The organism is Bacillus sp. T33-2 (genome assembly GCF_002860205.1).
Taxonomy (GTDB): domain Bacteria; phylum Bacillota; class Bacilli; order Bacillales; family Cytobacillaceae; genus T33-2.
Map to the genome: position 1 here is coordinate 115,508 of NZ_PGVB01000002.1, position 26,597 is coordinate 142,104.

26 protein-coding genes are annotated in these 26,597 nt (G+C 35.4%); all 26 read left to right on the forward strand.

Annotated elements, in window-relative coordinates; all coding sequences use genetic code 11:
* Positions 1 to 14 precede the first annotated feature (14 nt).
* The 26 genes from CVD19_RS00850 (at position 15) to CVD19_RS00965 (ending at position 26,484) form a co-directional block, all read left to right on the forward strand.
* A complete protein-coding gene (locus CVD19_RS00850) occupies positions 15 to 578 on the forward strand; it encodes a hypothetical protein (RefSeq protein WP_101579980.1) in 564 nt (187 codons plus the stop codon).
* Positions 579 to 593: 15 nt separating this feature from the next.
* The gene (locus CVD19_RS00855) at positions 594 to 1,019 is read left to right on the forward strand and encodes a hypothetical protein (RefSeq protein WP_257984988.1); all 426 of its coding nucleotides are present in this window, start codon (positions 594 to 596) and stop codon (positions 1,017 to 1,019) included.
* The gene (locus CVD19_RS00860) at positions 1,016 to 1,336 is read left to right on the forward strand and encodes a hypothetical protein (RefSeq protein ID WP_101579981.1); all 321 of its coding nucleotides are present in this window, start codon (positions 1,016 to 1,018) and stop codon (positions 1,334 to 1,336) included. The genes CVD19_RS00855 and CVD19_RS00860 overlap by 4 nt, the downstream gene beginning before the upstream one ends.
* A gap of 3 nt (positions 1,337 to 1,339) precedes the next feature.
* Positions 1,340 to 2,020: a hypothetical protein gene (locus CVD19_RS00865; protein WP_101579982.1), complete on the forward strand. Its 681-nt coding sequence runs from the start codon at positions 1,340 to 1,342 to the stop codon at positions 2,018 to 2,020.
* Positions 2,020 to 2,511 (forward strand): hypothetical protein, encoded by a 492-nt coding sequence (locus CVD19_RS00870; protein WP_101579983.1) that lies wholly within the window; start codon positions 2,020 to 2,022, stop codon positions 2,509 to 2,511. Before CVD19_RS00865 ends, CVD19_RS00870 begins: the two co-directional genes overlap by 1 nt.
* Complete coding sequence (locus CVD19_RS00875) at positions 2,508 to 3,233, forward strand: hypothetical protein (protein ID WP_101579984.1); 726 nt, start codon at positions 2,508 to 2,510, stop codon at positions 3,231 to 3,233. Before CVD19_RS00870 ends, CVD19_RS00875 begins: the two co-directional genes overlap by 4 nt.
* Before the next feature lie 49 nt (positions 3,234 to 3,282).
* Positions 3,283 to 4,017, forward strand: a complete 735-nt coding sequence (locus CVD19_RS00880) for a hypothetical protein (RefSeq protein WP_101579985.1) — start codon at positions 3,283 to 3,285, stop codon at positions 4,015 to 4,017.
* Between the two features lie 78 nt (positions 4,018 to 4,095).
* Positions 4,096 to 4,566 carry a hypothetical protein gene (locus CVD19_RS00885; RefSeq protein ID WP_101579986.1) on the forward strand — a complete coding sequence of 157 codons (471 nt, stop codon included), beginning with the start codon at positions 4,096 to 4,098 and terminating at the stop codon, positions 4,564 to 4,566.
* A 16-nt stretch (positions 4,567 to 4,582) separates the two neighbouring features.
* Complete coding sequence (locus tag CVD19_RS00890) at positions 4,583 to 4,999, forward strand: hypothetical protein (protein WP_101579987.1); 417 nt, start codon at positions 4,583 to 4,585, stop codon at positions 4,997 to 4,999.
* 14 nt (positions 5,000 to 5,013) lie between these two features.
* Complete coding sequence (locus CVD19_RS00895) at positions 5,014 to 6,036, forward strand: tyrosine-type recombinase/integrase (RefSeq protein WP_101579988.1); 1,023 nt, start codon at positions 5,014 to 5,016, stop codon at positions 6,034 to 6,036.
* 395 nt (positions 6,037 to 6,431) lie between these two features.
* Complete coding sequence (locus CVD19_RS00900; RefSeq protein WP_101579989.1) at positions 6,432 to 7,997, forward strand: phage tail tape measure protein; 1,566 nt, start codon at positions 6,432 to 6,434, stop codon at positions 7,995 to 7,997.
* A gap of 321 nt (positions 7,998 to 8,318) precedes the next feature.
* Positions 8,319 to 12,581, forward strand: coding sequence for a peptidoglycan DD-metalloendopeptidase family protein (locus CVD19_RS00905; RefSeq protein ID WP_257985000.1), 4,263 nt, complete (start codon positions 8,319 to 8,321; stop codon positions 12,579 to 12,581).
* The gene (locus tag CVD19_RS00910) at positions 12,578 to 13,336 is read left to right on the forward strand and encodes a distal tail protein Dit (protein WP_101579991.1); all 759 of its coding nucleotides are present in this window, start codon (positions 12,578 to 12,580) and stop codon (positions 13,334 to 13,336) included. The genes CVD19_RS00905 and CVD19_RS00910 overlap by 4 nt, the downstream gene beginning before the upstream one ends.
* Before the next feature lie 24 nt (positions 13,337 to 13,360).
* Positions 13,361 to 16,516, forward strand: a complete 3,156-nt coding sequence (locus tag CVD19_RS00915) for a phage tail protein (RefSeq protein ID WP_101579992.1) — start codon at positions 13,361 to 13,363, stop codon at positions 16,514 to 16,516.
* A complete protein-coding gene (locus tag CVD19_RS24180) occupies positions 16,476 to 17,855 on the forward strand; it encodes a zinc-ribbon domain-containing protein (protein ID WP_142383491.1) in 1,380 nt (459 codons plus the stop codon). Before CVD19_RS00915 ends, CVD19_RS24180 begins: the two co-directional genes overlap by 41 nt.
* Positions 17,856 to 17,892: 37 nt before the next feature.
* Positions 17,893 to 18,069 (forward strand): hypothetical protein, encoded by a 177-nt coding sequence (locus CVD19_RS24445; protein WP_180953461.1) that lies wholly within the window; start codon positions 17,893 to 17,895, stop codon positions 18,067 to 18,069.
* A 118-nt stretch (positions 18,070 to 18,187) separates the two neighbouring features.
* A complete protein-coding gene (locus tag CVD19_RS00925; RefSeq protein WP_101579994.1) occupies positions 18,188 to 18,478 on the forward strand; it encodes a hypothetical protein in 291 nt (96 codons plus the stop codon).
* A 72-nt stretch (positions 18,479 to 18,550) separates the two neighbouring features.
* The gene (locus CVD19_RS00930) at positions 18,551 to 21,838 is read left to right on the forward strand and encodes a metallophosphoesterase family protein (protein WP_101579995.1); all 3,288 of its coding nucleotides are present in this window, start codon (positions 18,551 to 18,553) and stop codon (positions 21,836 to 21,838) included.
* A gap of 175 nt (positions 21,839 to 22,013) precedes the next feature.
* Positions 22,014 to 22,382, forward strand: a complete 369-nt coding sequence (locus tag CVD19_RS00935) for a hypothetical protein (protein ID WP_101579996.1) — start codon at positions 22,014 to 22,016, stop codon at positions 22,380 to 22,382.
* Between the two features lie 31 nt (positions 22,383 to 22,413).
* Positions 22,414 to 23,484 (forward strand): peptidoglycan recognition protein family protein, encoded by a 1,071-nt coding sequence (locus CVD19_RS24450; protein WP_180953462.1) that lies wholly within the window; start codon positions 22,414 to 22,416, stop codon positions 23,482 to 23,484.
* Between the two features lie 33 nt (positions 23,485 to 23,517).
* On the forward strand, positions 23,518 to 23,778 hold the full coding sequence (locus CVD19_RS00945; protein ID WP_101579997.1) for a phage holin: 261 nt from the start codon (positions 23,518 to 23,520) through the stop codon (positions 23,776 to 23,778).
* Between the two features lie 131 nt (positions 23,779 to 23,909).
* Positions 23,910 to 24,050, forward strand: coding sequence for a hypothetical protein (locus CVD19_RS24455; RefSeq protein WP_180953463.1), 141 nt, complete (start codon positions 23,910 to 23,912; stop codon positions 24,048 to 24,050).
* Between the two features lie 81 nt (positions 24,051 to 24,131).
* Positions 24,132 to 24,809: a hypothetical protein gene (locus CVD19_RS00950; protein WP_101579998.1), complete on the forward strand. Its 678-nt coding sequence runs from the start codon at positions 24,132 to 24,134 to the stop codon at positions 24,807 to 24,809.
* Between the two features lie 19 nt (positions 24,810 to 24,828).
* Positions 24,829 to 25,269, forward strand: coding sequence for a hypothetical protein (locus CVD19_RS00955; protein ID WP_101579999.1), 441 nt, complete (start codon positions 24,829 to 24,831; stop codon positions 25,267 to 25,269).
* A gap of 11 nt (positions 25,270 to 25,280) precedes the next feature.
* Positions 25,281 to 25,568, forward strand: a complete 288-nt coding sequence (locus CVD19_RS00960) for a hypothetical protein (RefSeq protein ID WP_101580000.1) — start codon at positions 25,281 to 25,283, stop codon at positions 25,566 to 25,568.
* A 4-nt stretch (positions 25,569 to 25,572) separates the two neighbouring features.
* Entirely contained in the window at positions 25,573 to 26,484 is a 912-nt protein-coding gene (locus CVD19_RS00965) for a hypothetical protein (RefSeq protein WP_101580001.1), read from the forward strand.
* Positions 26,485 to 26,597: the final 113 nt, after the last annotated feature.

Below are 26,597 nucleotides of genomic sequence, written 5' to 3' on the forward strand. Positions count from 1 at the left end.
AGGAGATGTTATTAATGGCAAGAGGTCGTAAACCTAATAGTTCAGTTGATGAAAATATAGTGGAAGAGAAAGTAGTAGACGAGCAAACTGTTAAAGTTGAGCAGGAAAAAAGTAAACCACAGAAGAAGAAACAAATCGAGCGAGATGCTTTAATTGCTTGCTTTAATGTTACCAGTGGAAGGCTTACTTATATTTCAAGGAAGTCGGGACTCCAAACAGTTTGGTCAAATTATGGTGATGTCGAATACCTTGAATTCGCTGAACTTCTCACAATGAAATCTTCTCAGCCTAAGTTCTTAAATGAGCCTTGGATTTTCGTTGAAGATGAAGAAGTGGTTAATCAACTTGGACTAAAAGAAGTCTATAAAAATATAATTCCACTTAATGAAGTAGATGAGTTTTTCGCTTTGGATGTCAATAAAGCGAAGGAAATTCTGCCTAAGTTGCCAAGAGGGATGAAAGACTTAATTGGGGATCAAGCACGTAAGGCTATCCAATCTGGCGACTTATATAACATTCAGTTAGTCAGACTGCTTGAACAAGAGTTGCAATTAGATTTGATTTCTCTGATGGATTAGTAAGGAGGTGCTAAAATGGCAACCTCTTATGAAGACATTTACTCAAGATTTGCTCCAAAGATAACTGATTATACTTTTGTTAACTTGTCGGATACTGAAGTTGAGGAACATTTTGAGACGTTTTTAAAGTCATCAATAATTAAATTTCGGTATTGCGATAAACTGAGTGATCGAGATGAAACACTAAAACAATTTAATAAAGACCTAACAGAAGAAGAACAAGAAATTTTATCTAACTTAATGTGTGTTGAATATTTAACACCCAAGTTAATTACAGACGATTTATTGAAGCAAACGTTGAGTTCAAAAGACTACAAATTATACTCACAAGCAAACCATATTAAGGAACTTCGTGAACTAAGGGATCAATTTCAAAAAGAAGCAAACAATCTAATGATTTTGTACACCTTTAATACAAGTAAGTTGGATGGGTTTTTATGATGTACGAGATACCTAGAGACAGTGCATTATTTAGTAATTACTTAGAAGTCTCAAAAAGCCGTGTTTTTAAAACCCTCCCCCTTTTAGAAGAAAAAAATGAAGGTTTATATCATTACATAGACTCCCTTCTTTTTGAACTGTATGGTCTTCAGTACTGTGTGGTTGGGGTTAAAAATTCCTTCAACTACCTATCTTTGCTTTGTAGTTTAGAGTCTTTATTAGATGAGATGTTGATTCGGGAAAAGCATTTTGAGTTTATTCGTAGTGAAATTTTTAAAATGATTAGTTTAATTGAGAAACTTCAGAAAGGAGAGTGAAAAATGAGTTATTTAAATGTTTATAGACAAAGACTACAAGCAAGTGGAAATAATGCCACTGACGGAATTGTAAATTCTAGCAAACAAACAATAAAAAATAACTTTAGTAACTCTTTGTTTTCTGAAACAGTCTTAATTGATGCTGTTGAATATGAAGTGATTGTTACCCAGGAAAAGAAAAGTGAAGATAAGAAGATTTTACTGAAACCTGATACGCAGATATATGTCGGCTCGGTGGTAAAAATAAAAAATTCGCATTATCTCACTATGGACTTTCTTGGAGAAGGAATTAACGAAATATACCCTACTGCATCTTTAAAACTTTGCAACTCCTCCCTCCCTATCGTTTCTAATAAAACAAGAGATTTATTGAGAGATGAGAATGGGAATCCGGTGCTAGATGACGATGGAAGACCTCAGTATGTGGAGACTGGTGGAGAAACTATTCCTGAACCTTGTATTGTGGAGAATAAAGTATCGACTGGTAAGGATAATGAGCAACTTCCCCTTCCAGAAGGTCGAATTAATGTCACATTAAAGTATCAAGTCTCTGACAGTTTAAAAGTTAATAGTGAGTTTATTTTGTATGGTAATACATACAAGATTCTTGATATTGATATGACTAAGGTGATTGGAGATAAAGGGATTATACTACTTAATGCTGAAAGAGTGGTGAGTAGTTAATGGGAATGTACGATAATCTAAGAGACATTGTTAAAGTGTTCCGTTTTGATGATATATTGCTCAGGCTACTCTATTACCCACCAAAAGATATTGCTAAAGGCATTAAAGACCCCCTTGATCCTTCCCTTGCTAATGTTCTTGCTATTGATATTGATTGGACAATCCGAGATAAACGAATAATGCTCGTTCCTAAATCCGAAGACTTAGCAACTTCCCCTCTCTGTCGCATTTATTTGTATGCAGGAAGGCGTTCACCCTCAAGGAATTATCATGTTGCCAAACAGGAAGTTATTGTTGATATTCTCTGTCATAATGATTTTGAAAAAGACCTTCGCTCCATGCGAATTAGTGACAGAGTTAACGAATTACTTGTTTTGGAGCATGTTACTGGTCTGGGTAAGATTGATTATGTAAATGGTGGAGGAATTAACGCACCTTCTGCATATGTAGGTTATCGACATGTCTATGAGTTTGGAAGTACAAAGTCATGATGGACATTAAGGAGTTTTACATACTTGGCTTACCTATTCAGACTGAAATTGGTGTATGTCATTTTCTCAAAGTAAAAGAGTATCCCGATTACTTTATGGACTTGCAGATTATTGGATTATCCAAACAGCATTTTATAAATAAATATGCTGAAATGAATAAACGGCAAAAAGATCCTCTTGTTGAAGAGTTTATTGAAGAACTGAAGATTGTTGATTTATATCAGATTGTCGTTAATATACCCGAAGTAAGCCAAGCTTATTTTAGCGTACTATCTAAGGTGTTCGATGATGGGGATATTGTGGAAAAGATTACACCCGAAAACTTCTCATATTATCGCAATCTAGTTATGACAATGAATTTCATCAAGGAAGAAAAAATTAATCCTAACCCAGAAATACAGAGGGCTATTGAAAGAAGCCGAAGATTAAAGCAACAAGATAGTGAAGGATTGGAGTTCTCCGATCTTGTTTCTAGTGTAGTTGGGTTCAACGGATTGTCGTATCAGGATATTAACGAATTTACTGTATATCAACTATATATGACATATTACCGGATAGCTCAAATTAAAAATTATGATACCTCCACTCTATTCGCCACTGTCTCCAGTGAGAAGATTAAGATTGAGAGTTGGAGTAAGCATATTAACTTGTTTGAGGATGAAAAACACTTTATCAGCGAGCAAGAATTTAAGAAGAAAACTGGAAGTGTGTTCAACGGGTAGATATCTACCCGTTTTTTTATTTTGTCAATTTTTAAGGAGGATATAATTAATGACTAAACTTTTGATTTCTGACACGGCAGATGCGGTAATTAGGCGTAAATCTGATGGTCACGTATTTATTAGTGCTGAAACTCAGTTAACTTCTCTTGCACAGTCATTGGGCATAAACGAAAAGATATTTGGTGGAATTGGTAATAAACCACTTGCTATTATGCGTGGACAGAAAGAGATTACTTCAACTCTTAGGAATGCTTTCTTTGACTTAGAACTGTTGAGCATGACTCAAGGTGTCGCTATTGATGAAGATGGCACTGCTTCTGTTTACAAGCGTGATGATGATCTAACTGTAACTGATAATGCTGGAGCTTTGGAAGTTACCATTACTGACACTACCGTTACGACTGTTTATGTTAGAAATAAAGACGGTGTGACTGTTTCTGCTACTGCTGCAACTGGAAAAGTTACAGTCCCGACTGGTCACGCAGTAGCTAATGACAAAGTGAGCGTAACTTACAAGAAGTCGGTCACTGGTAATGTAGTTACTTTTGATGCCGATAAGTTTTCTGAGGCTTATGAAATTGAGTACCACACAATCGGCTACGATCCTGCCACTAACCAAGTTGTTAAGGATATTTACATCCAACTTGATAATGCCGTTCCTTCTGCTGACTTTGAAATGTCATTTGAAAATGGTACTGCAATTGCACCAGAAATTACATTTGATGCTTTGACTCCCCCAAATAGTAGGGAAATTGGACGTATCATTGAAGTGGATCGTGCTTAAAATTAAATAATCTAATAGAGTAGGGTTAACTCCCCTACTCTTCTTTAGTATTGAAGGATAAAAAAGGAGGAAATTAAAATGTCAAAAAAACTTACTTTAAATGATATTAAAAATGAAAACAAGGTGTTTTCCCAAAAGAAAAAAATTGAACTTTCCGATGATTACCACGTATTTATTTACCCTCACTTCTCCCCCACTAAAATTGCGGAATTAATTAAGGAAATGGTCACTGATAAGATTAGAGCTGAAGACGCTGGCATTAACTTTAATGAAATTCACATGGCTGATTGGGTTCTGTACAATATCATCTACAAATTTACTGACTTGGGGATTCCAAGTGAAATCAAAAAGAAAGTTCAAGCATTTGCCTATCTAGTAGATTCTCAATATTTCGGAACAATTATTGAAAGTTTTCCACAAGAAAGTATAAAGAAATTTACTGATTCATTTGCAAAGTTTAAAGAAAACTTTGATTTAGTAATGAAAAGCCAGGATATGAGTGTTGAGGAAATTGTAGGCTTATTGAAAGAAGATGAAGTCGTTAATTAAGTGAGTTGATATATAGATGCCTGAGTTTAATAATCTTAAAGAATTAGAAAAGTATGTTAACAGTATGGCTAAAGAAGCAATGGTTAAAGGTAATTCGGTCAAAAACGAAGTGATTGAAACTGGAAAAAGGCATGTGCAGACTGATGTTTATGATGTCTTCTCACCACGGGTTTACTCTCGCACTGGGCAATTAAAAGAAGACTGGAAAACTGAAGAAACTGCCGATGGTATTGCTGTTTATAATGATCGGAATGAAGATGGTAAGAATATTGCTGACACAATTGAGCATGGTCGAAACTATGACTATGAATTTGAATATTCTAATACACCAAGACCTTTTATTGAGAATACACGTAAGGAGTTGGCTGGGAGCAATAGATTGACCAACGCACTCAGAAAAGACCTAAAATCAGTTGGATTTGACGTGGAGTAAGGAGGTGAAGATGAATGGCTAAAAGTAAAATTACAAGAGTTAAGTACTTCACTGATGAGAAGAAAGCATTGATTAACCCCGAAAATCAGAAGAAATACGACAAATATTTAAACTCTAATATAATTAAGAACCGAGATGTAAAAGACACTACATACAAGGTTTATCAAAACTATATGAGCCACTTCTTGGTTTACCTTGCTGAGAACTGGAATAACATTGATCTATACTGTGAAGACTTTATGGAAAATGCTGTTGATATTATGGAGGGCTATATAAGTTTTTGCCAAGATGTCCTCAAGAATAACAAGAAAGCAATAAATACCAAACTCTCCACAGTATCAAGTTTTTATCTTTGGAGTCTTAAAAGAAAATATATTGACAGACACCCATTCGATAAACAACTTGACCGTATGAAAGGTGCGAATGAAGAAAAAATCATTAACTCATACTACCTTGATGAAGACCAAATGAACCTCATTACCGAGGCTCTTAAAGAAGAATCTAAGAAGTATGATATCCAGGATAGATTAATCTGGGGAATCATGCTGGACTCAGCAAATCGTGTGGGTGCTATTTCTAACCTCACCCTCTCTTCCCTCGACTTAGATAACATGCTGTTTGAGGATATCAGGGAGAAACGTGGATATAGAGTTGAAGTTGTATATGAGGAAGATACAAAGGAATTAATCGAACAGTGGTTGGAACAAAGAAAAGAAATGGATAATCTTAAAGTTGATTCCCTGTTCATTACTAGGTATCAAGGTGTATATCGCCCTATGACTAAATCAACAATTCAAGAACGTGTTAAGAAAATCGGTGAGATTTTAGGATTAGAAGATTTCCATGCTCACTGTATTCGTAAAACTAAATTGAATGACGTTTACAGGTCAACTGGTGATTTGGCTTTAGCTGCCTCACTTGGAAATCACAAATCAGTTGAAACTACCCGATCTGCGTACATCAAACCACAAAGTAAATCGGAAATACGTGAAAAGATTGCTCAACTTAGGAAGCAAAAGAAAAAGGTAGAAGAGTAACTATACAATCCCTCTTTTATTTGGATTCACTGAATTGGAAGCCTAAAATAAATTTGGGCTTCGACTTGAGTTTTGAATCTATACTCCCTTTTATTTTTCTGATAATTTGCATATAATGGAATCATTAACACTTTTCGGGGTGATTCCAGTGCAAAGACTAATTGATATGGACGAAGATATTCGGACAGGATTTCTTTTGGGATGTTTTATGGTTTCATTTATTTTCATTTTCTTTTTCTGGAATAGAGCATTCCTCTTTGTACCATTCCTCTTTATCATCTTATGGATATATACACTAATAAAATCAGAAAAACAATCTAAGCAAAAACAGAATAATTCAGTCTAAAGAAGTGTCAGTCATTTGACGCTTCTTTTTATTAGAAAGGAGTGATTGAATGGCTGGGAATGATTTGAGGATAAGGATTACAGGTACTTTAAACTCAAACGCCACTGTTTCGGAAATTAATACACAATTAAAAAGCATTGAAAACAAAATACATAAATTAAAGTTAAAAGTTCAACTTGACCAAAACCAGGTTAAGGAATTAAGCAAGTTACAGAATGCATTACAACGAAGCTCTAAAACCAATATGGTTTCTAACAAGGATGTTTCCGCTGCAAAAGAGATTTACACATCATTAGATAGAGCAGTAGAAAAATACAGTAAATTAGGCTCAGTAAAAATTTCACAAAATTTCAATCCAATGACCAAAGAGTTGGAAAAATTCCAATTAACCGTAACCAGAGCTAATGGCGAAGTTGAGAAACTTAAATTTGAATTAGCCAGTTTAAAAGGAATGAAGGGCATCAATGGATTTGCTCTAACAGGACGATCCACTAACGATAATACTGCTGCTATTAGAGAAAGACAATTACAACAAGAACAAGCAATAAATAGGCAGATTGTTCAGCGAACACAAACACTGCGAAACCAATTAGAAATATACAAAAGACAAGCTGAACTACAAGCAAATAATTTAAAAAATAACAGAAACAAAGTACTTAGTGATGAACAACAAACATCTCTTAGAAATTATTTAAATAATATAAATGCGTTAAATGCCTCTACGCCAAACTTACAACAAAAAATGAGACAGTTGTCGTTAGATTTTAGAGAAATATCCAGTCAAGCGCAAAACGCAAGTCAGGGAGCAATAAATTTAGGAAATGCATTTCAACAGGCATTCACGAAATTTCCTATATGGATGCTAACCTCCACTGCCTTCTTTGCTCCACTTCAGGCTATGGAAAGTATGGTGTCACGGCTAATTGAAATTGATACATTAATGACTGATATTAACCGTGTAATGGATATTCCAGAATTCGAATTAGCCAACATACTGGACGAAGCAGTTATTGCAAGTGATGAATTGTCTTCCAAATTGACCGATGTTTTAAAAATGGTTGGTGAATTTGGAAGAATGGGATTCCAGGAAAATGAATTAATGGATATCACCAAGACTGCTCAAGTTTTACAGAACATTTCTGATTTGAATGCTACTGATGCCGTTAATACATTAACGTCGGCAATGTTGAACTATAATATTGCTGCCTCTGAGTCCGTCAAAATTTCTGATATGCTCAACGAAGTTGACAATAATTTCGCTATTTCGACAAAAGATTTATCTGATGGCATTCGGAAAGCAGCATCGACAAGCAAAACATTCGGTGTTGATCTTCAGGAACTTGTCGGGTATATAGCAGCGATTGGAAGCACTACCCGTGAATCGGGCGCAATTATTGGTAATGGATTAAAGACCATAATTTCTAGAATCACGACAATGGATGATGCCAGAGGCGCATTAGAATCAGTCAATATTTCACTTAATGATATGTCTGGGAATGTAAAGCCTGTAAGTGATATTTTATCAGAACTTGCTTCTCGTTGGTCTTCCCTCAGCGACCAGCAACGTCAAAATATGGGTGTTACTTTGGCAGGAAGGTATCAGCTATCGAGGTAAATATAAGTGCCTCCTCTTTATAGTAATGTAAAGTGTAAAACTTGGCTATATCGGTGAAACTCCAAACCGTGAAGGTCGGTGGACGATACCGAGGAAAGACTTATTTATTAACTAAGGATAAATAAGAATCCGTAACGACTACACGCCAAGCCCCTTGTATAAGTTATATAAGGGTGAAGATATAGTCTGACCTCATAGGAAACTATGAGAGAAAAGGTCGAGTGTAAAGACACTCTAAAGAAGAACCTTTTCCGCTAGTATAATTTACTAGTCAGTAGCTTATTATAAAATAAGTGAAAGTAACAGAATGTCTTAGCGTTGATGAATAACTTCTCCTTAGCCCAGGAAGCCACTGCAACAGCAATGGATTCACAGGGTTCAAGTATGCGAGAGCAAGCCAAATATGCAGATAGTCTCGAAGCCCGAATAAATAGACTTGATACAGCATGGAATAAATTTACTCTTTCAGCCGGGAATGCCGTAGTAACAGACGGATTAATTTCTGCAGTGGAAACGTTAAATGATCTGGCGACTGTATCAGCTAAAGCGATAGATACATTCGGCTTATTATCAGGAGTGTTTGGAACGCTTGGTGTTGCAACTGTACTATTGAGTACAAAGTTTAGAACATTCACCACAGCATTAATATTTGGCACTTCCACCATGTCAAGAACAGCATTAGTTACTAGTGGATTATCTGGGGTTATGACAAGATTAGGAGTAGCGACTGCTGGTGCGACTGCCGCTTTACGTGGATTAGCTTCTGCCACAATTGTTGGAGCTGCATTTGTAGCAGTTGGTTTTGCTATTGAGAAATTAATCGGCTTATATGCTGATGCTAAGCAAAAACAAGAAGAATTTGAAGCGTCTCAACAAAAGAATATCGATGCCCTCACTTCAAATAAGGCTCAGACTGAAGAATTAATTACTGCATATAAACGACTATCAAATGAACGCGACAACGGCTCTTGGGACAATGAGAAAGAAACAGAATACCTGCAAATCCAACAACAACTGGGAGACACCTTCCCTTCTCTCATTAGTCATATCGATGCTACTGGTCAAGCACATATAAAATCTGCTGAATTAATAGATAAGGAAATCCAGGCTACCAAAGAGTTATTAGACCTCAAACGAGAAGAAATTAAACTTAAAGCCTTGGAATCATTTGAGGATAACATAGACCAACGTGACGGATTCTTTGGATTAGAAGCAGACATTAAGAATAAAAGAGAGCAGATTAAAGAGTTAGAAAAAGTTGCAAAGCCAACAATTGTTAATCAAGCAAAACAAGAATTACTGCAACTTGAAAATGAATTTGCAACAACTGCTCTAAAAATTACTGATGAAGTTTTAAAAGTATCTGAAGCCTACAATAAACTTGAAATTGACCCAACTATTCAACAAAGTGTACAAGGCTTTATTTCTTCATTAGATTTTACTAAATTAAATGCATCTGAACTTGAAGGTTTCTCGATTAAACTATCTGGTTTAGTGGATAAACTTCAAGATGCATACAGTTCCGGCGATTCATCAGGGTTTGATAATGCAAAACGAGGAATACAAGGTTTAGTTAGTGAAATGGGAGTCCTTAACACTAATGGTACAACCATGAATCTGACTATGGATAAGGTCAAAGAAGCAGTTGAACGTGCTGCCAATATGACTTATGTTGGTGCAGATGGTACAGATGTCCTTTCTGATGCAATGGATGGTGCCGCAAACTCAGCTTCAAACCTAGCAAACGCCCAAGAAGAATTTGAAACTGCAGCAGAACGACTAGTCAGCGTGTCCGAAAATCAACTAGACTCCCTTTATGAACTTATCGGTAGCTACAAAGTCCTTTCTCAAATGGAAAGTAACAGCGCACAGACTTCCGCAGAATTACAATCTGTTCTTGAACAATTATCGGCATCATATCCTCATCTTGTAAAAGGTAAAGAAGTTAATCTAGCAATTCTTGAAGAAGAGGCTCGTGCAAATGACATTCTCTTGAAAGCAACAGAGGATTTACTTAAAGGCACATTGACTGTTGAACAAACAAAAACTGCTACAACTGCTATACAAGCAAAGAGACGAATTGATATTCTCAAACAAGAACTAGCAGCACAGAATGCAATTGTTCAGAAGTTTAATGAAATGTCCAAGACACTTGCTGATAACGCAAATACACTTGAACAAGAAAAATTAGCAACTAGAGCATATCAAAGAGCAAAAGGTTTACAGGTAGATATTGATTTAAGCATACCTGATTACCAAAATACAATTGATAATCTTGCTAATTCTATTGACTATCATGGTAGAAATACAGAGGCAGTCAAAAAAACATCCAAAGAATATGAGCATTCTGCCTATTTCTCAGATAAGTTCAAACAAGCCTTAGAAACACTTAATTTGGAACTAGAGAAACAAGAAGCAATCCAAGCCAGGTTCCCTAAGCATTCTAGGGAATATCAAGATGCATTAAGGGCAGAACTCGGTTTACTCGAACAAAAGAAGACATTACTTCAAGAGCAAGCAAAATCACTTGATGCTCAAATCCGTTCGGGTAGAATTCAACAAACCGGATTAGTAACAAGTAAGTCATCCTCTCCTACTGTTACTACTTCATCAGCACCATCAAGTGTAGGGAGCTACTACCTTAACAATTTCCGAGTCACTTCTCAATATGGTGAAAACAGAGGTAGTTACACTCATAAGGGACTTGATTTAGCCAACGGTAAACAAGGAGATCCGGTCAAATCCCTTCAATCTGGTAAAGTCATAACTGCAACGTACAGTAAATCTGCTGGTTATTGGGTAGTCGTTCAACAAGATGATGGAACTGTTGCTAAGTACATGCATTTGCAAAATGGTCTGAATGTGTCAGCAGGTCAACGTGTTTCGGCAGGTCAACAGTTAGGTAAAGTCGGTAATACTGGTCAATCAACTGGTGCTCATCTTCATCTTCAAATTGAACAAAATGGCAAAACAATCAATCCGCTAGATTATCTAAAATCATCAAATGTCTCTGTGTCATCTTCTGCATCTGATGCTTCCAGAGCGGCTGCGGAAAACTTGCAAAACATTGACGAAGCTAGGTCGGAATTAATTCAATTACAACAAGATATTGTTGGAATCGAAAATGAAATGCAAGAACTCGAATTGGCTCTCGTTCAAACCGTTACAGCAGAGCAAGACCGTAAAATTAATTCATATCGTGACGATTTGGCTAACTTCGACTTACAACAAAGTCGTGTGGATGAATTGTCACAAACTTGGAGAAATTTAGAAAAAGAAAGAATTCTAGCATTTGAAGCTCAAAGACACTTGCAACAATCAACAATTGATTATTTGAATTTCGAAATAAGAAATAACCAAAAACTTACTGCTGCACAAAAATCACAACTAGAAGAAGAAATACTAGATCGTACTCAAGCACTTCATCAGATACAACAGTCAATTGAATCGAGCAACAAGGCAATTAAGCAATCTTATGAAAAAGTTGCAGATGAAGTAGTTGATATCTATAAAAAAGCAATTGAAATTCGTCGTGATGAAGCAATAAAGGCATTAGATGATGAATTGGATGCGTTTGAAAAGTCACATGATCGTAAAATGGATTTGCTTGATGAAGAATTATCAGCCTATGAAAAAATTATTGACAAGCAAAAAGAGTCACTTGACCAACAAAAAGATGAAGAAGATTGGAACAAGTCATTATCGGAGCGTCAAAAAGAACTTCAAGAATTGCAAAAAGAATTTAATGTTTGGTCAAAAGATGATTCTGTGGCAGGTAGGCAAAGAGCATCGGAAATTTCAGAAGAGATTGCTGAGATGCAAGATGAAATCAATGAAATGATGCGTGATAGACAATATGATCTACAACAAGATGCTCTTGATAAACTACTTAAAGATAAACAAGAGCAAATTAACAAAGAAAAGGAAATGGAAGATCAAGCATATGAAACAGGAAAGGCACAATTAGACCGTCAACGTGAAGAGTTAAATCAACATTACGATAATTTATTGAATGACGAACGTGCCTTCGCTGAAATGCGTAATCAAATACTTGCAGGTAATATTAATAGCATCACAGAACAACTTAGAAACTTTTCTTCCTATGTTTCTGGTCATATGCAATCTATTGGTCAAAGCATCTCTGAAAATTTAATTGATAAAATTTCTGAGGCACAATTTTTATTAAGTGGATTAAGTGGAGGAGTTTCTAGTGGCGGTTCGACATCTAATCTTGCATCGCTCTTGGAACAATTAAAACAAAACGGCTTCGCTAAAGGTGGCAGTGTGCCACATGATGGGCTTACATTCGTACATGGTGGAGAACGAGTATTGAACAAGGAAGATCATAAGAAATTTGAATCTATGATGAAATTTATTGATAAGGCTAAATTATGGATTCAGCCTATGATTAAACAACCTTCAATGCCAATGCTTCCAAATTTAGCAGCCAATAGTAATAGGACTATAAATATATCCATGCCTGTTACGATAGAAAATTTAAATGGTAATAGACAAGGTGCAAATGAGTTTCTAGATACCATTAACAAAGGATTGAATCAGTTAGGGGTGATTCGTAAACTATGAGGGAAAGTATAAGCATTGTTTATGATGGGATACATTTGTTGGAAGAAAACGGTATTCAAATAAATGATGATTCTGGTTTATTTACTGAAGCATTCATAGCAACTAAGACCATAAATGAAGAAAAAATACGTGGCAAGGATGAACCTTACTATTTTGGAGTGGAAAGAGAACCTCTCTCTTTCCCTCTTTCTTTTTATTTTGATGAAAGTTTATCTGATGAACGCAGACGAGAAATTGCTAGGTTGTTAGATAAAGAATATTATAAACCCCTCTTTTCTGTCGATGACCCACAAAGAATATATTATGCAATGTGTGTTGACAGTTCGCAACATATTCATAATGGGATTCAAATGGGATATGTTACTTTAAATTTTCGTACTAACTCCCCATATGCATACAGCCCTGTTTATTTTGATGAATTTGATTTTAGTGAAAACACTGTAGACGGAACTGAATTTACATTCGTAAATAATGGAGATATGGAATGCAAACCATATTTAAGTATTACTATGATAGAAAATGGGGATTTAAAGATTGTTAATTTTTCAAACAGTGGACAAGAATTTAAGTTTACTAGTTTAGTTAAAGATGAGATAGTCACTGTTGATTGTGAAAGTGAAGAAATTGATTCTAGTATAACTTATCGCTTTGATGACTTTAACGATCAATATCTATCGTTTGTCCGTGGAAATAATTATCTAAAAATATACGGGAAATGTTTAATTAAACTAAAATACCAATTCAAAATGAAATAATCTAATGTGAAAAGGAGGTCGCGCATGTTCGGTGTTATTGATACATCATTAAAACCAATAGAACCTCAAATATTTTTAGCCAAGCCAAACAGACAGATTATTGGTAAGCTAAATAAACATTTCATTTATGGCAAAAGTCAAACTATCAACTTAGGCAATTTAAATGAAATAACCTTTAATATGCCTTACGAAATAGAAAAAAAAATTGATCATACGCTTGTACGAAATCCATACATAGATAAAGTATTAGAGCGTTTCTTATTAAAGGTTCAGTCAGATGATACTGTTGAATGGTATATCATTAATGAAATTAAAGATGACATTAGTGATTCCGGTGATATAAAATCTGCTCATGCTTTTAGTTTGGGATACGAATTAGCAGATAAATTAATACGTAATTATAATGTTACATCATATAGTTTATGGCAAGTTTCAAATGAAACCATAGACGATACACTGTGGTCAATCGGTGAAGTTGATCCAATATTCGAAGGAAAATTTCGCAGTTTTGATATATCGGAAGCAACTGCTCTAGACTTTATATCTCAAATTGCTGAAACGTTTGGAGCATTAATTGAATATGACACGGTTAATCGAAAAATTCATTTCCGTGATCCAGCCAAAGTAGGTACTAAACAATCATTAACCATTGGATACGGTAAATATTTAAAATCACTAGGAAAAACTTCTAACAGTGATGAAATGGTTACACGTTTATATGTGTATGGAAAAGATGGATTATCTATTAATCGTGTTAATCCAGCAGGCGCATCTTATTTAGAAGATTTTTCCTATTTTATGTTTCCATTCGAACGTGATGAAAACAGAAACGTAATTCAACACAGTAAATATATGAGTGATAGTTTGTGTCATGCGATATTGGATTACAATGACTTAATTGCTTCTAAAGATGGCGTATTTGATTCGTTATTGGATCAACAGGAAGCATTACAAGAACAGTTAACTATAGAAAATACCGAGATGTTTAATCTCAATACACAATTAAAGATTATTCAGTCCACATTAGATGTACAAAGAGCACATGACTCATTCTTCTATCGTGACAGTACATATAACAATCAATCTGATACTATTGGATATGGGCTAACTAAAACAAGTTATAATGCAGTTATGCTAAAGGTACATTCAAACCAGTTGTCTATTAATATTGATGGCACACCTATAACCATCCCTACTCTCAATCAATGGTTTGTTGCTAAGAAAATAACAGACCAGGAAATAACACATACCAATGTGAGTGGCACAGGTAGAATTGAAATTCAAATTGTTGAAATAAGTCTTGATGAATTCAATGGAAATGATAACAATGTCATTCTGACTCGCTATAATGAATTTATTAAACAAGCGGAAGTTAATGCCAAGCAAGTTGAAATTGACGGTATTAAATTACAAATTACGTCCGTTGAAAATCAAATTAAGGAATTTCAAAATGAAATTTCAATTGAAAACAATTTCACGCCGGAACAAATCAAAGAGCGTACACAGTTTACAATTCGCAGAACATGGACGGATGAAAATTACTTCGATGATAAAGAGCTTTTGGAAGCGTCAAAAGAAAAATTCTTAGAATATAAATTACCTAAAACGGTAATCAACTTAGATATCATAAATTTCCTTCAAGTCCTAGAAGAACAGCGTAATTGGGATAAATTATCTATAGGCGATGAAATTGGGATACGTTATGACAAAATCAAAGTAGATATCAGAGCCAAAATAACGCAAATTACCTTTGATTATGATAGCCAGTCTATTCAATTGACCATTGCTAATGTTAAAGATTTATTTGGTGACGCTGCTCGAATGTTAGAAATGCTAAAATCATCCTATTCTACTTCTACATCGGTTGATTCATCAAAATATAAATGGAATGAAGCAGTTGATAAGGCGAGATTTGCCAATGATAAATTAAATCAAGCCTATGATGCAGCAGAACAGCGAATAACTGCTGGAGCAAAACAAACTATAGATATAAGTGAACGTGGCATGATTGTAAGAAGTCCAGATAACCCAAGCTATATGATAGTGATACAAGCTGGCGTAATGGGACTGTCATTAGATGGAGGTTTAAATTGGCAAACAGCTATCATGCCTGAAGGAATTGTAGCTCAAAGGTTAATCGGTAAAGCAATTATCGGTGAAAAGTTAGAAATTGGTGATGAAGAAGGAACGTTTCTAATCAAAGGCAACTTACTCACTCTTAAAGATAGAGAAGATATTACACGTCTATTACTTGGAGAATACCAAAATAACAAATTTGGTTTGAAATTATATAATAAATCAGGTCAAGATGTAATTATAGACGAGGACGGCATCCTTCAATCTTGGCAAGAAGGAAGAACAGATAATGTTGATGTAAATAATGGATTGTCATTGTATGTCTATATACCAGAAGAAACTCTATCCGTCCGAATAGCTAGATTAAGATTTAAATTATTACCATTTCGTTCTTACTCACGCACAACTGAAGCCGGTGGTAGCAGTACACAGACATCATCAAGTGGTGGTGGGACAACTGCAACATCCAGTTCAGGCGGTGGGACAACTGCGACTAGCTCATCTGGAGGAGGAACAACAGCAACTAGTTCATCTGGTGGAGGGGTAAGTAAATCTACTGCTAGTGGTGGAGGGGCATCAACAACATCAGAGTTTAAAACATTTATAGAATTTTCGGCAATGTCAGGTGTTCCACAAAATTCTGTCGGTACAGAAAATTGGGGATACCATCTTCACGAGGTACGTTTTTCAGGAGAGCCTTTTGGACATGCACACACAATAAATATACCTTCTCATTCGCATAATTTTGATGTTCCCAGCCATTCACATTCAGTAACGATTGATTCTCATACCCATAGTGTGAGTATTCCAAATCACACTCATGATGTATCTATTCCAAATCACACTCATGATGTATCTATTCCAAATCACAGCCATCCCATTCTGCATGGAATTTATACAAGTACAAGTGCCTATGGTGTAGGAATTATTATAAATGGTATTGAGCGTACATTGGCATTGGGTGGAAAGTTTTATACTGATGAACAAAACATTGACATTACTCAATATATGGCTGTAGGTGCATGGAATGAAATCACATTAACAAGTGAACGCCTGGGTAGAATTGACGGTAATATTTTCGTACAGGCTTTCATGGGCGTATAGGGGGGGAATAAATAGAACTATATTAGAAGATAAAATTGAAATTTCTATGCGTGGTATATCAACTGAGCGATATGAGAAGTTAGGATATGTAATACCTAAAAAAATAAACAAATTAGGAAAAGAAGTTATTGACTTTAGTAAAAACATACTAATAAAAGTAAAAGATTTAAGTGAAGGTAGTGACATAAGAGTTACTAAAGTGTGTGATGAATGTGGTAAAAAAATTGTAAATCAGAGATACGATTCTATAATAAGAAATAGAAAAAACGGTGATGGAATAGATAGATGTAAAGAGTGCGGTGTTAAAAAATTAAAAGAAATTAACCGAACAAAACTTCCCTCTTATGGAGAGTCATTAGAATTTTATTGTAAAAATAATTCAATAGAGCATTTATTGAATGACTTCACTAAGAATAATTCTATATCGCCCGATAAAATTTTTAAGGGAAGTGGTAAGAAATATTTGTTTAAATGTCCAAAATGTAATTTTTTAAAGAAAACTGAAGCAAGAATTATAACACGTCAACAGTTTTCTTGTCTCAAATGTGGGGATGGAATTAGTTATCCTGAAAAGATTATGGTAAATATGTTAATTCAGAGTGGAATAGATTTCATCTCTCACATTACGTTTAATTGGTCTTATAGCAAATTATATGACTTTTATATACCATCATTAAATTTAATTATTGAAACCCACGGATCACAACATTACGATGGGGGTTTCGAATCTTTTGGTGGAAGAGATGTTTTAGAAGAACAAGAAAATGATAAATTAAAAGAAAAGTTAGCACGAGAAAATGGAATAGAGAATTACATAATAATTGATTGCAGAAAATCTGAATTAGAATGGATTAAGAAAAGTATAGTAAATAGTGAACTAAAAAGTTTAATTGATTTATCCAATATTGACTGGTTAAAGTGTCATGAATATGCTTGCAATACCTTAGTGAAATTTGCGTGTGAACTATGGAATGAAGGCAAAACCACTGGAGAAATAGCTAATGAACTTAAATCAAACAGAAACACTATTGCAAAATACCTGAAACAAGGTACACAAATAGGCTGGTGCGACTATAGTGCTAAAGAAGGGTTAAGAAGGTCAAAAATAAATGCAGATAAAAAGAAAAGAAAACCAGTTATCCAATTTACATTAGACGGTAAGTATGTAAAAGAATGGGACAGTATAGTTGAAGTTGAAACAGAATTAGAAATACACAATTCAAAAATAACGGAAGTATGTAGGGGAAAACGAAATAAAACTGGTGGGTATAAATGGATGTATAAGGAAGAGTTTATCAAAGAAGATACTTCTGCCATTCAAGCATTTATGGGCACATAAAATAATTTATACTAATACTCAATAAGGAGAAAATACTATGGATGTAAGGGTTGTTACGCATAGCGGTGAAGACTTAACCATTAAAGTTGATGTGTATAATGCAGATGAATACGAAAGAAAATTAAACGATAATTCTATCAATATGGTTAAAATAGGAGATATTGTGTTTGCTCGTATAGATGTGAAATTAGTTCAACCTATAATAACTAAATAAGACTGCCCTTTTATTAGAGAATTGTATAAAAAATTTAAATATTCCGTAATTACTACTGTTAAATTTAGCCAAACTACTATATAATTTAATATATAAAGTATGTAGAGGTGATTTATTTATGAGAATATTTAAGTTTGCATTGGTATTCGTTATTATTGTCACCTTGTTTATTGCATTGAGTCCCATAATAAAAAGTAGATCGATAACAAATTCATATCCATACAATTTTGATATTACTTTTATAGATCAATACGGAGGGTTGTATGGGGTATCAGAAGACGGTAAGGGTTTGTATTTTACAGAAGATAAATTAATTCGAAGTGATGAAATTTATATTGGTGATACAGTTAAAGCATGGTTTAAAGATAGAAACTTAAAAACTGTTTTACAGGTTGAAAAGCTAGAATAAACAATATTTTCATAAATTATTCAGGGAGCCTAATTCACGGCTCTCTTTTATTTTGATAGAGGAGGTTTTTGAATGTCCTTTGATTATTACCAAAGTGTAATTGGAAAAATACGTAAAGGCACAGCCGATGATCCGTTTGTAAATGTAAAAGAACCACTTCAGGTAGTCAATTCAAAAGTTGTATTAAGTGAATTACCTGATAAATTCAATCGGCTATTTGTCACTCTACCCGATGGAACAAGCCCTTTATCGGAAATCAAAAGTGGTTCACCAACTGCGAATCAATATATCTGCGATTATAGTTTAGGAATAGTTCTTTTTCACGAATCAAAAAACGGTCAACGATTTATGTTTAATTATAAAGGTCGGGGTGCTGCATTTATAGCAGCCGAAAGAATTTTTACTAAACAAATGAACAACGAGGAAATTGTCCAGACTTTACGTGATATATTGAATGAAGCCGATTCTATAATCAATCTCTCGGAGAGATTCACAAACAAAGGTGCTTACTCCCCCACTGCTGTTTATTACGGAAGGAATATTGTTACATATGATAATGCTTCATACATGTGTATTAACAATAATGCTGATGGTATTATTAATGTCCCTCCTACTGATACTGCAAATTGGAGACTAATCGTTAGTGTAAAAGAAATAATAACTAACGCTGAACAAGCAACTGATGCAGCTAATCTTGCAGCTGAAACAGCCACTACTGCGGCTTCCAATGCTGATGAAAAAGCGACTTTTGCACAAACAGAAGCAAATCGGGCTAAAAATTTAGCTGATACATTTGTCTCCAAAGGTGCTTATAATAACACAACTCAATATGTCGTAAACAATACTGTTCTTTATAATGGATCAACTTACAAATGTATAGCAAATTCTAAAGGGATATTACCAACAGACACATCTAAATGGGAATTAATAGCTCAAGCAGGTGATACACCTCGTGCTGAGTTACAAGCAGTAGACGGTAAAATTGGGGATTTAACGGCATTACAGACAACTGAAAAAGGCAGCTTAGTCGCCGCAATGAATGAGCACAATGTACAGTTGGGGGAAAAAGCAACTAAAACTGAATTGGGCTCTGGATTAAACCTTAAAGCCGATACAACATATGTTAATTCGGAATTATTAAAAAAAGCGAATGTAACTGATTTATCTTCTAAAACAGATAAAACTTATACAGATAATCAACTGTTACTAAAGGCAGACAAGTCTTATACAGACAATCAATTAGCCTTAAAAGCAGATAAAACGTACACAGATAATCAGCTTTCAACTAAAAGAGAAAAATCTGTGAAGATTCCAGGAACCGAACTGGATACATCAGCAGACGCAAACAAAATAAAAATGATTAACCTTTCCGATGAAGTACGCCAGGCGATGGCTGGAACCACCCCTATAAATGGAAGTGTGGCAGATGGGGGTATCACACTTGAGAAGTTGGCTAATCAAGCGGTAGGTCTGCAAAAATTGAGGTTTGCTCACTATGATATGGCTCTTACCACACAGGACATTAGCATTTCTTCGGATACGAACGCAGTGATGACCGTTACAATGACGGATAAATCGACCTACAAGAACTATTTGTATTACTACGAAAAGACTGGACAATACAAGGCTTCTCATCAAATCAACGTTGAAATAGCTTCATATACTTTGAATAGATGGCAATCTTTAGTGTGGGATTTAACAACCAACATGATTCAGATTTATGATGATGGTACGATACGTCCTGACCAATCCATTCTTTTGGTAACTAATTCAAACGGGAATGCCATCGAAGGCGTATTGCCTAGATTCTTTGCTGCAAAAAAAGCAGAGAAAATGGATTTCACTGCCTTTGCCAATTCAATTGAAGTTGATGCTGCTAATACAATTTACGTTTACCAAGAAAACGGTGGTGATGTATATTTCCGTTGGTCGGGCATTATGCGGATTGCAACCAGATTCAAACATATCACGAAGAATTTTGATCAAGTCAAGGCTGACCTTCCATCCCATCATATTATTGACAGCAATCCTGAATATGTTAAAAGTTGTATTCGATTGCAAAGGGGATACTTCATGGCTTACGATGCCGATCAGGATAAATTCGTGATTAACAGTTTTTCTTGGCAATCAAAGGGGAACCTTGTGATTATCGCTGAGAACCGTTCGGGATTTATGGGTGGGGAACTGGGCATTATCGCTACAAATCAAGCGATTGTGTTTGCTGGTTTGCGTCAAAATCACATCAAACCGTATTACATGGAAAACATTGACCGCAAGACGGATGAAGTCATCATGCTGCAAAACGAGAACACCTTCACCTTCGGTTACTCGACTGACCACCATGTTGGGGAATGGGTAAACACTTTCCCTGATCATGCCTACAATGTCATGGAAAAAATCGCACGGGAACTCAATGTCGATGCGATTTTTAATGGTGGAGATTCTATCCAGTATGGTCGTGGACAGAAATATTACGGTTTTGGTGGCTTAAAGCAGATCGCAAACAAACTTTCCATGAAGGATAAACTGTATCTTGCAATTGGGAACCATGACTATAACGGAATGAGTCAGGGCACTTTGAATCCTGACGGGAAAAATAGACGGTCATGGACTCTTACCCCATATGAAACCTATTCCGTTCTAGGGAAATTCCATGAAAAGGATGTAGTGTGGGGGAGCAAGGAGGGGATGTATTATTACAAAGATTTTGAAGATAAGAAAATACGCGCAATCTTCCTGAACTCATCTGATATTCCGCAAACATGGATAAACGATAATGATGGAAAAGAAGATTATTTGAAATATGACCCACTTTCAATCGGTGGCATACGACAACAGCAAGCGACATGGTTGGCTAATACAGCACTAAATTTTTCAAATAAGGATGACAAAACCGAATGGCACACAGTGATTGTTTGTCATATCCCAATTTTCCGTGAAGCGGATGGAATGACATGGAACTTCCCTTGGCAACGAACAGATGCGGCAATTCGCACTATCCTGACCGCTTTCATTAAAGGACAATCCGCAACCGCACAATATACGGACACAGAATTTGATGGAATACTCAACTTAAACGTTCCGGTCAATTTCACCGCACAAGGATCGATGAAGTTGGTTGGCGTATTCAGTGGACACAATCACCTGGATAGGCTGATTAAAAATGTGGATGGACTGGTAAATATCACCTCTACTGCTGCCTACCCTGATTATACAATTACCGAAGTTGAGCCAACTTATGTCAGGAACCCAACCGAATATAATGAGTTCGCCTTGGATATGGTGGTCATCGATAAAGTTCAAAGGAAAGTATTCCTAAAAAGGTATGGTGTAGGTTCGGACAGGGAGTTCACTTATTAATTAAAATTTGGACTAATGCACAGGGATCTCTCAATTGAATAGCAATAAAGACACCTGTCTCACGGGATTGAGATAATCAGGTGTCTTTATTTTGGCTACTATGTAACCTCTTTCAATTATAACAGATTGAGGTGATGTTGTAAACTAAATAACTAAGTACAGGAGTGTTTAACACATGGTTCAAGAGGACATTTATCAACGATTAACTAAAGTCGAAACAAAACTAGAAGAACACTCAAAATTATTAGAGAAACAACAAGACCGTAATAACAGTCAAGTTGAACTTAACACACTTCTAAAGATACAGATTGAGACGAGCAAAGAACAAAGCAAGCAGATGGAAAAGTTCGGAGACACGTTGGATCGGGTAAATATCAATTTAACAAATTTAAATTCTAAACAGGAGCTTTTAGATGAACGAGTAACTGGCATTGAAGGCAATTTGAGTAAACAAAACTTAAACCTCATCGACATTATTAAATATATTGGTGCGACTGGAATTGGTATTGCTGTTGCTTATCTCTATGTGACGTTGGGGCTATAAAAGGAATTAATTAAATAAGGAGGAATAATTAATGAGTTGGATAGCAGATAAAGTGTTCAACAATGTCGATGATTTCATTCAATGGCTAGAAGCAAATTTTGGCGAATATATTTCTAAGCATATTAGCGAAAATCACGTTCACCATACTTGGAAGCCGAATCACTCTAATTATCCCAAATATTCAACATTGCAGCTACATAAAAATATGAGAAATACACATAAGAACTCAAACAAATGGGATGATATTGCTCAAAATATTACTATTGGTAAAAATGGCGATATTATCACCGGACGTGATATTCGTAAGATTCCTATATCCGCCACTGGATATAACGGCAGTACTAATTGGCATCCATTCGCGTATGAAATGATAGGAAATTTTGATAAAGGTAACGATATATTACAAGGTAAGCAATTGGAATCTGCAATCAAAATTTCAAGATACTTCTACAAAAAAGGCAAGAGTGTAAGGTTTCATAGAGAACTCTTAATGAATGGAAAACAGCCTAAAACATGTCCTGGAACAAGTATAGATAAAAATCAATTTATGGGGTTAGTTAATGATAGCAGATATGACGTAAACCCATCCCCTGCCCCATCTTCTAGTTCACAAATTCACGGAGGTGAAATGGACAAAATGCTATATCAGATCAAAGTAAATGATGGAATCACGGGTCTAAACATAAGAAATGGAAACTCTTTTGTCTCCCCTATCAGTAGGACAACAAAAGAAAAAGAAGAGCACCTAGTATTTGAAGAAAAGAATGGTATGTACCGAATTTCAGGTCACGAATGGATCACTGCTAGTCCTAAATACGTTTCAATTGTTGTTGATTTTACAAAACCAAGACCGACTAATGAGATTAGATACATTTATACAGGTGGTTATGCCGGGACTCCACTAATGGAAGTTCACGACTACCTACTTAAAACTGGACACAATTTCGACGTTAAGCGTGGTATGGATGGATCACTGGTATTTCTAATTGGACAATTTGATACCGGATTGCAAAACTTTAAAGACTGTAAAGCCTTCCTGGATTCCAAAGGTCATTATAATAAATTGTTAATTCCTGAAGAAGCTGCTGAATGGAGAAAGTAAAAAAAATTAATTTAATACTAGGAGGAATAAATAATGAATAAAATCAACTGGTCAGTACGATTTAAAAACCCCCTTTTCTTATCACAATTATTCATGGCATTCTTTGTTCCAATTTTAGGTTACTTCGGCTTAACAGCACAAGATATGACTACATGGAAATCTGTTGGTGATTTGGTTGTTGACGCAGTTTCTAATCCGTATGTGGTTTCCTTGATTGTTGTCAGTGTTTATAATGCAATTACCAATCCGATGAGCAAAGGGTTTGGAGATAGTGATGAGGATTTGAACAAGTAAATGTGAAATGGGAGAGGGTATTCCCTCTCCTCTTTTCCATATGGCTACTCACTGGTGTAATTATAAGTTACACATTTTGAAATAAAAAATTCACGGTAAAATTTAACTTTTATCAATATGGAGGTTAAATGATGATAGGTGACACAATTTATGTCAATCTAAGTTCACTAATCGTTAAAGGCAAAGTAATTGAAATAATTGGTGATAAGTTGGTTGTTGAACTTGAAGACCAAAGCCGATGCATTGTAGTAAAGGAGCAAATAGTTAAATAATTTCACATTACCAGCCCAGTCTATTCCTCCATTATATGTGAACAATCAACCATCTTAAACAATATCAGGAGGTAAAATCAAATGGCTAACTATCTATATTTAACCCTAGATACAACCAACCCTTCAAACCCTACTATTTCAATTGATGGTGGTGCAACCTACGCAACTAATCAGTTAGTTACCCTGTCAATTGGTACATCCGATGCAGACACAACAGGATATCAAATGCTTATTTGGGGTAACGTTGATACAGCATACGACACCAATATACAGGCGACTGAAGGCACTAGTCAATGGATTGCTTATAACAATAGCAAACAGGTAAAACTATCTACTGGAGATGGAGCAAAAACAATTTACCTTAAAATTCGTGATGACGTACATAATAGTTCAGCTCAAGTGTCAGATAGCATCAATCTTGATACAAGCATTGCCACAGTAACTGTAACTAATCCAGACGTAAATAAGATTTCTAAGAACGCAGGAAAGAATGTCGCCTCCTTTACATTCTCGGTTGATAAAGCATTTACTCAATATCAAGTTAAAGTTGTCTCGGCAACGAGTGCATCTCAAAACACTGGTACAATCATCCCAACTACAGCAGGTTCGACAAATACAAGTGGAACTGGAACATTTGCATCGGGCACTCCAATAACTGTGACTATTAATGGTGCTGATTTGGAGACAGCCAGTACTGGCGACGGTCAGAAAATAGTAAAAGTCTTCGTTCTAGATGAAGCAGGAAAATGGAGTGCTTAATTTAAAGTAGGTGAAAGAAATGAGTAGTTTTTGTTTTATTACGTTAGATACTACTGCTCCTGAGTTAGAAATATTCGCTCCATCTTACACAACAAATCAAATAGAAAACCATATAACCATTGAAGCTAATGAAGAATTATCATCATACCAAGAAGTCTATCTAACTGATAGTTTAGGAAATAGGTATGATTACAGTTTCCTTTTGGAAGGAAATAAATTAATTGGAAAAATAAAATTTACAGATTCACCTTTAGGGTTTGTTACTTTGTTCGCAAAAGTTAAAGATACAGTTAATAATGAGTCATCGGTATATCAGAAAACTATTGAAATTAAAGAAAACCTTTCATCGCTAAAGATAGAGATTTCTGATGATGTCTGTCCTATTTTTATTTCAGAAACTACAAATGAATTAATTCTAACGACTACCACAAAAGAATTGATATTAGAAATTGAAATTTAGGGGTGAATATATTGAAGAGTTACCCTACTGGAACAACTGTAACATTAAGGTGTACATTTAAAAATGAAGAAGGTCAAAGTGTAGATCCCACTGTAGTTAAACTAATAATCTATAATCATAAATATGAAATAACTGAAACTATTAATGTTACAACCAAGAAAGAAGTTGGAGAATATTATCATCGCTACGTAACCCCCGCTAAATCTCAAACTATTATTTATGAATGGAACGGGGAGATTGATGGGCTACCATCGGTTGAGCGAAATAGTTTCCTTACCAAATTTATGGTAGGGAGTTGATTGAATGCCTATTGTAACAGAAGGTTTATTAGGTTACTGGAATTACCAGCAGGGGATAAATGGTTCGACATGGGAGAATCTTGCCCCGATAACAAAAGGAACGAACAACGGAACCATTTTCGGAGCCACGCTTCAGGATGACGGGTTATATTTTGACGGTGTTGATGATTATGTAGAAGTATTAGGAAATTTCCCTGCAGCAGTAACAATTGAAATAATTGTGTCTGTTAGCAACGTTGTTAATTGTGCTATAGTTGGGTACGGTGCAGGGACAAATCGAATAAGTATTATAAACAGTAGAAATGCATGGGTATATCGAGGAGCCTCTAGATTATTAAATTCCTTCCCAACTATTGTTGCTAACTCTCAATACTATTTCGCCGGGTCAGTTAGTACTGCTAATGCTATTTTTAATATGGATGCGAATACACCTATCACGTATGCATCTAATTATATATTAAGTGCTGATACCATTTTCCGTATGGGTGGTATTACTGGACAACCGTTCTTCAACGGAAAAATAAAAGTGGTTCGGATTTATAACAGAGCATTAACGCAAGCCGAATTAAATCAAAACCGCGCGGAAGGAACAAACATCGGACTGGAAACAACGCCACCTTCTGCTACGCCCGTAGTAACAATAGCGTCCACTAGTAGAACAAAATTATCAGATGAGGCTATGATGGATAGATCAAACATAACCTTTAAATTTGATAAGGATATTACCGCATGGGAAGTTAGAGTTTTGGGTACTGGACAAGGAACTGGTACACTCGCTGCAAGTGGTGGCTCTGTTTCTGCAAACACAAATATTGTTGCTGAAGTTGATTGGACTGAATTGTATCAGGAAGGTCAAAACAAAATTAATATTTATGGTCAGGGAACCGATGGTTCTTGGACACCTTATGATCCGTAGGAGAATTCATAATTTCTCATAAAATCCTTCTTTTATTGGAAAAAGTTTGTGAAATCTCTATTTTAAGTGTTGATATATCAGCATTTCATCATGGTAAATTTCACAAACTTTTT

Bases quoted from the DNA above. Each gene is read 5' to 3' on its own strand.
- CVD19_RS00950 (WP_101579998.1), top strand. From the start codon at position 24,132: ATGGCTAACTATCTATATTTAACCCTAGATACAACCAACCCTTCAAAC.
- CVD19_RS00870 (WP_101579983.1), top strand. From the start codon at position 2,020: ATGGGAATGTACGATAATCTAAGAGACATTGTTAAAGTGTTCCGTTTT.
- CVD19_RS00935 (WP_101579996.1), top strand. From the start codon at position 22,014: ATGGTTCAAGAGGACATTTATCAACGATTAACTAAAGTCGAAACAAAA.
- CVD19_RS24450 (WP_180953462.1), top strand. From the start codon at position 22,414: ATGAGTTGGATAGCAGATAAAGTGTTCAACAATGTCGATGATTTCATT.
- CVD19_RS24455 (WP_180953463.1), top strand. From the start codon at position 23,910: ATGATAGGTGACACAATTTATGTCAATCTAAGTTCACTAATCGTTAAA.
- CVD19_RS00910 (WP_101579991.1), top strand. From the start codon at position 12,578: ATGAGGGAAAGTATAAGCATTGTTTATGATGGGATACATTTGTTGGAA.
- CVD19_RS00905 (WP_257985000.1), top strand. From the start codon at position 8,319: ATGAATAACTTCTCCTTAGCCCAGGAAGCCACTGCAACAGCAATGGAT.
- CVD19_RS00860 (WP_101579981.1), top strand. From the start codon at position 1,016: ATGATGTACGAGATACCTAGAGACAGTGCATTATTTAGTAATTACTTA.
- CVD19_RS00895 (WP_101579988.1), top strand. From the start codon at position 5,014: ATGGCTAAAAGTAAAATTACAAGAGTTAAGTACTTCACTGATGAGAAG.
- CVD19_RS00915 (WP_101579992.1), top strand. From the start codon at position 13,361: ATGTTCGGTGTTATTGATACATCATTAAAACCAATAGAACCTCAAATA.
- CVD19_RS00855 (WP_257984988.1), top strand. From the start codon at position 594: ATGGCAACCTCTTATGAAGACATTTACTCAAGATTTGCTCCAAAGATA.
- CVD19_RS00925 (WP_101579994.1), top strand. From the start codon at position 18,188: ATGAGAATATTTAAGTTTGCATTGGTATTCGTTATTATTGTCACCTTG.
- CVD19_RS00880 (WP_101579985.1), top strand. From the start codon at position 3,283: ATGACTAAACTTTTGATTTCTGACACGGCAGATGCGGTAATTAGGCGT.
- CVD19_RS00900 (WP_101579989.1), top strand. From the start codon at position 6,432: ATGGCTGGGAATGATTTGAGGATAAGGATTACAGGTACTTTAAACTCA.
- CVD19_RS24445 (WP_180953461.1), top strand. From the start codon at position 17,893: ATGGATGTAAGGGTTGTTACGCATAGCGGTGAAGACTTAACCATTAAA.
- CVD19_RS00965 (WP_101580001.1), top strand. From the start codon at position 25,573: ATGCCTATTGTAACAGAAGGTTTATTAGGTTACTGGAATTACCAGCAG.
- CVD19_RS00890 (WP_101579987.1), top strand. From the start codon at position 4,583: ATGCCTGAGTTTAATAATCTTAAAGAATTAGAAAAGTATGTTAACAGT.
- CVD19_RS00875 (WP_101579984.1), top strand. From the start codon at position 2,508: ATGATGGACATTAAGGAGTTTTACATACTTGGCTTACCTATTCAGACT.
- CVD19_RS00945 (WP_101579997.1), top strand. From the start codon at position 23,518: ATGAATAAAATCAACTGGTCAGTACGATTTAAAAACCCCCTTTTCTTA.
- CVD19_RS00955 (WP_101579999.1), top strand. From the start codon at position 24,829: ATGAGTAGTTTTTGTTTTATTACGTTAGATACTACTGCTCCTGAGTTA.
- CVD19_RS00885 (WP_101579986.1), top strand. From the start codon at position 4,096: ATGTCAAAAAAACTTACTTTAAATGATATTAAAAATGAAAACAAGGTG.
- CVD19_RS00930 (WP_101579995.1), top strand. From the start codon at position 18,551: ATGTCCTTTGATTATTACCAAAGTGTAATTGGAAAAATACGTAAAGGC.
- CVD19_RS00865 (WP_101579982.1), top strand. From the start codon at position 1,340: ATGAGTTATTTAAATGTTTATAGACAAAGACTACAAGCAAGTGGAAAT.
- CVD19_RS00850 (WP_101579980.1), top strand. From the start codon at position 15: ATGGCAAGAGGTCGTAAACCTAATAGTTCAGTTGATGAAAATATAGTG.